Raw genomic sequence first — 5201 nt, 5'->3', positions numbered from 1 at the left:
ATTACCAGCCTAGGGCATTGTTGTTATGTGGTTGCTCCTTCTCTTATCCCTAAAAAGCCAGGTGAACGTGTAAAGACTGATCGCCGTGATGCGCTGAAGCTTGTGAGGTTATTAAAGTCTGAAGATCTCACTCCTGTCTATGTGCCTGAGCCGGAAGATGAAGCTGTTCGGGATTCGTCCCGTGCTCGCGAAGCGGCAATGAAGGATTTAAAAGAAGCTAAGTACCAGCTTAAGGCCCTGCTGCTTCGTAACAACATTCGTTACGAAGGTACTGCCAACTGGTCGAAGAAGTGCCCAGTGAACAATCATCCGGTGGTAAACGTCATTTAGAGGCTATTACCAAAGCTGGAAACGGCCGGGCAAGACGGTTGCTGGTTGAAGGCGCACACAGTTATCGTTATCCGGCGAACGTCTCAACTGAATTGCAATTGCGCCAGGAAGGCTTACCCAAAGATATCGTTGATATTGCCTGGAAAGCACAGCTTCGCCTGTGCAAACGCTACCAGCGGATGAGCAAGAAAGGAAAACACTACAATCTCATTATTACGGCGATTGCCAGAGAAATGGCAGCTTACATCTGGGCTATCGCAAAAGAAGTATTGAGTAAGGTCAGCTCTGCTTATTCATCGAATAAGTAACCTAAGAATACCAGCATACGAACCGACGACATTACTGCCTCATCCGGTGCGTTAGCTCATTTAATTTGAGTGAAACAAAAGCTAATTATGGACTGAAAAAATGTCATGGAGACGCTCGGTTTTAATTGACAAAGGGAGTCATACCAACGCCCGAATTTGCGGCTGGTTTGGAGCGAAGCGGAAAACCAGTCCGACAACATGCGCTTGTTAGCACCTGCTTGACATCGAAAAAGAATCCCATTAGAATCCTTGAAGAATCTTAAAAAGCAATACTTTTCAGGAAATAATTATGTCCAAAAAGATACAGGTATCTTTCTCTGACCGTCAAATAGAACTTTTAGATAGGCTTAGAGGTGAATTTGGTGAAACAGATGCAGATGTGGTGAGAGGAATTGTTATCGCATGGCTGGCTGAAAAAAGCTTTATCAGCACCGTAATTAAAAATCGAATTAGCCAAGAGCTCGAAAGTGATAATTGATATGAACAAATTACCTGATATCAAACCATCAACGCCAGTTTCATCGCTAAATGCTGATATATACAAAGATCAAGAGCATGAATTTTGTATTCGTAATGTTTCAATTGCCACAGGTATGTCTTCGACTTTTATTGCGAAAGTATGTGGTCGAAAGAAAACCCTATCAGTAATAGATGTATTGTCTTTACTGGATCAAGATTGCTACAAAGAAACAATAGTTCCCAGAAGCAAGGTTTTAGATTACCTAATCTCCGAAAGCACAAAAGAACAAACAAGGAACACAGAATTTGGTGATCTTTCCCTAATACAAGGGAATGCTTTAGAAAGATTATCGACCCTGCCAGAGAAGAGCATTCAATGTGTTGTGACGTCGACCCCGTATTGGGGCTTAAGAATATACAAGGACCCATATTTCGTTAAATGGGCAGATGGAGAAAACTGTCCATATGGACATGAGCAAACACCAGAGGGGTTTGTTCGCCACACCACAGAAGTCCTTGCAAATCTATATGATGTTTTATCGGACTCTGGTTCGATTTGGTGGAACATTATGGATACATTTAATACAAGAACTCAAATTAGAGGCAATGCGGCTGAAGCATTAAGGGCAATGCAGGGAAAGGACAAAAAATCATGGGGCGATCATGAGTGCAGAAGGTATAGTGCCGGTCACTCCTATTTAAAAGATGGAGAACAGTGTCTTATCCCCTCTCAAATTGCCGAAAGAGCCTCAAGAATTGGGTATTACGTGAAGACGATTATTACATGGTCAAAAACTAGCACTTTGCCAGAACCTCAGGGCTCAAGGGTCAGTAGAAATTTAGAATATATTCTCCACCTATCTAAGGTAAGAACTCCAAAATTTGAAAAGAGCATATACTTAGAGAACCCGCCGGAGCTTGGCGGGAGAAACAACGGGAATGAAACCAAGAAACTGTCAGATGTGTGGACGTTACCAACATCAAGTGGTAGAGATGGTCATGGAGCTCAATTCCCAATTTCTCTTCCAGCGCGTTGTATTGCACTCTCCTCATCAGAAAAGGATCTGATCTTAGATCCATTTGTTGGTTCAGGAAATACAGGGGTCGCAGCCAAGCTTCTCAATAGACGCTTCATTGGCATTGATGTTTCTGATGAATACCTTGCTCTGGCTAAGAGCAGAATTACCAATACAGAAAACATTTCACAAATTGAATTAATTTGAAAATCTCTCAAGCAGATTGGCTAAAAAACTTTCTGTAGTCTTTAAGTCTGACAGTGGAATATATACTTCTCGTACTACCATTCCATTGTTAGATTTAAATTCTTTAATTTCCACAACGTCTGAAACCATATTTGGAGACAGCAATACACCTGACTTGAGCCCATGCGTTGTAAGATAAATTATCATTTGATAATGATCAGTTGAAGAGGGCTTTTTATATTTTGCATCAACAATCAAAAGCGGAAGTCCATTTTTTTCAATATATACGTCCGGCACCAATTCGAAACTACCGTTTATATAGAGATGATTTTTCCCAACACCTCCCTTTTTAACCAGTATACCTTTGTCAGAATAAGCATCAGAGATCACATTTCGAATATAGCTTTCATAAACATCAGCTGAATTAAGAAGAAGTGCATCTGAAGATACAATCTTATCTCCTTCAAAGCTCAAGCCATTTGAACCCAGTATAATTTTTGCAAGCATTAAGGCCTTACGATAGTATCCCCGCGACCCACCATAATCATGAGAAGAGAATGTTTGTTCTATCGAAAATAAGTCTTCACGAATTGAAGGAGACCTATTAAACTTTTTGATCCATTTCTTATAGACAACTTCATATAAAATTTGAGTGTCTTCGTCTAAGCTCATGTAAGATTTGATAAGTGCCTCTGTGAGAATTCGATTCTCAGGAATATCTAAACTGCGCACCTTATATAAGGATTCTACTGGCTTATCTCTCTTAGAAGAAATATTCAAGCTCGTCGCTAACGGGTTGACCTTACCTTTGCAAAAGTTCGAACGTATGTTTTGGGCTAGGCGTCCCTTAAGAGGGCTTCTCCTTAAAATTTCATCTAATTTCATCAAAAACTGCTTGCAAACAAACTCTTCAAAGTTTTCTTCTTCTGATAAAGAAATTTCAACAAATTGATCGAACTCCGACTTTAAAGCACTTTGCTTACCCTCGGCTTTTATTAGCAGTTCCAAAAAACAAATTCTTCCAACTTTTGGTATGATCTTTATTGTATTGCGATTACAAACAGGAAATGAACCAACAATACCTTGTGGTTCAATCCCGACAACTCCTTTTTTGGAATGAATGGAGATCTTCTTCGGAAGATTGTCTGGCAAATCTCCTATCGCAATTTCCGGAAGCCAGTTGATCTTACCTTCGTGAACTTCATAAATCATTGAATACCAAACATCTCATCAACCAAGTTATCAATTCTATCTAATTCAGCTGATTGCAACTCCCCCAGAAAGTTGAACAGTACAGGCCTGATCCTTGACTTGTAATACCTTAGAAAAAACTGGTTATCGCAAGAACTAGTTAATCCAGAAAAGTATCCGTGTCCTAATGGATATATTTCTTGAATCTCGCTAAATAACTGAGATATTTTTTCAACTAACGATTCCGCAATATTAAGAGATTGAAGCATGTGAACTAAGTCCTCTGATCTTGCTGGAAACTCAACAACAGACACACGCCCAATTAAAGCATCATCAACATCTTCAGTAGATTTATCAATAGTATTCATTGTCATCAAGAAGGTGACATCTTCAGGGATATAGAACGGCTTTCCACTACGGGTAGTTATTGAGTTGTCTTCACCTCTATACGAATCTTCTATGAGAGAAAAAACCTCACCTAAAGATTGCGATATTGACGTCCTATTAATCTCTTCTAATACGATCCACTCTTTACCAGACTCTATCGCTTCTTTTAAAGGTCCGGGCTTCCAATCCCAGTTTCCCTGTGCATCTGGCATGAATCCTTCAATTAAGTTTTCATACCCCCAACCATCGTGTATTTGTATCGTCTCTCTATCGGAAGATGATCTGCTAACAATTGAATCAATTACACGGGTTTTTCCGGTTCTTGGTGGCCCTAGAATTAATATTGCCGTTCTTCCATCCTTGATTAGATTGTGTAATTCCTCCTCAGGTGAAGTTCTCATCCAAGCCGGAAGGTCTAGTCTTGATACCATGCTATTTACTTTCCTCGTATAAGTTGTCTGGCTTTCTTTGTATACAAGAACTGATGGGGATTCATTTCCTGAAAGAAAGCTTTCACAACATTCATATATTTCTTCGTTAGTTAGTTCGTTATCCTGAGTTTTAATCTCAAGATCATCTTCGACGAAAATTAAATTCCTTTCTGACGAGGAAATATGAAGGTCAGCCAACATTTCATCTATAAGGTATTTTTCTGGATCAATCCCCGAAGGAATCTCCGTATTTCTACCATACCACACCGCAAACGCTCTCAAAGGAAGGCTTACTCTTGTTTCATCATCTAAGGCAAAGCCTGATTCTCCAATACCTAAACCCATTGGGTATTGCCTGCCGGTTTTCACCGCCAATTTTGAATTTTCCTGTGAAATATTAAGATATTGTGTTGGATCACATGTTACCACTGAGCCACTTGATCCCCACCGCTGTATCGTGGTCTGTACTATTGATCTTGAGGCATCGTGCTTCATTTTCAAATAACGTGGTGTGTGTGCAAAAGGCACGTAGAAGTCACCTGAATTAGAGCCGCAAGAAAAAAGGCGGTCCAAACTTGGTTTCGAATTCGACGTGTCAATTTCAATCGCCTCTGCACCTTGCGCCAGCCCCATTTTTTTGAGGACCAACCATATCTTTAATAAGTGACCAGCTGTTCCATAAAGTGCATTTAATGAGTTCTTTAATGTATTTTTTTCTATGTACATCTGATTCTGCTTATTTAAATTTCGCTATGTTCATGAGTGCTAGACACAATGACTCCCTTTGAAATGCTAGCCTCCGCATTTTCGTGGGTTAGCTGAAAGCCAGTGCCATAATTAGTTTGCTTAAGACTAAATCATTTGGAGGCTAGCATGAATAAACATAGCATGAT

At 40.0% G+C, this 5201-nt stretch carries 4 protein-coding genes and 1 pseudogene; 3 read left to right on the top strand and 2 right to left on the bottom strand.

From position 1 onward, the window contains the following. The 3 genes and pseudogenes from F458_RS20610 to F458_RS0118625 form a co-directional block, all read left to right on the top strand. Nucleotides 1–638, top strand: a pseudogene (locus tag F458_RS20610) (transposase); the annotation flags it as partial. 289 nt (nt 639–927) lie between these two features. After that, nucleotides 928–1116: a CopG family transcriptional regulator gene (locus F458_RS0118630; protein WP_018984954.1), complete on the top strand. Its 189-nt coding sequence runs from the start codon at nt 928–930 to the stop codon at nt 1114–1116. A 1-nt stretch (nt 1117) separates the two neighbouring features. Continuing rightward, a complete protein-coding gene (locus F458_RS0118625; RefSeq protein WP_051085046.1) occupies nt 1118–2320 on the top strand; it encodes a DNA-methyltransferase in 1203 nt (400 codons plus the stop codon). Here the strand turns inward: F458_RS0118625 and F458_RS0118620 are convergent. Next, entirely contained in the window at nt 2312–3511 is a 1200-nt protein-coding gene (locus tag F458_RS0118620; protein ID WP_018984952.1) for a 5-methylcytosine restriction system specificity protein McrC, read from the bottom strand. The genes F458_RS0118625 and F458_RS0118620 overlap by 9 nt on opposite strands. After that, nucleotides 3508–5034 (bottom strand): AAA family ATPase, encoded by a 1527-nt coding sequence (locus F458_RS0118615; protein ID WP_018984951.1) that lies wholly within the window; start codon nt 5032–5034, stop codon nt 3508–3510. The genes F458_RS0118620 and F458_RS0118615 overlap by 4 nt, the downstream gene beginning before the upstream one ends. Nucleotides 5035–5201 lie beyond the last annotated feature (167 nt).

This window comes from Salinimonas chungwhensis DSM 16280, assembly GCF_000378185.1.
GTDB classification, from domain to species: Bacteria; Pseudomonadota; Gammaproteobacteria; order Enterobacterales; family Alteromonadaceae; genus Alteromonas; species Alteromonas chungwhensis.
The sequence above is the reverse complement of the archived record's forward strand: the minus strand, read 5'-3'. Positions and strand labels throughout refer to the sequence as shown.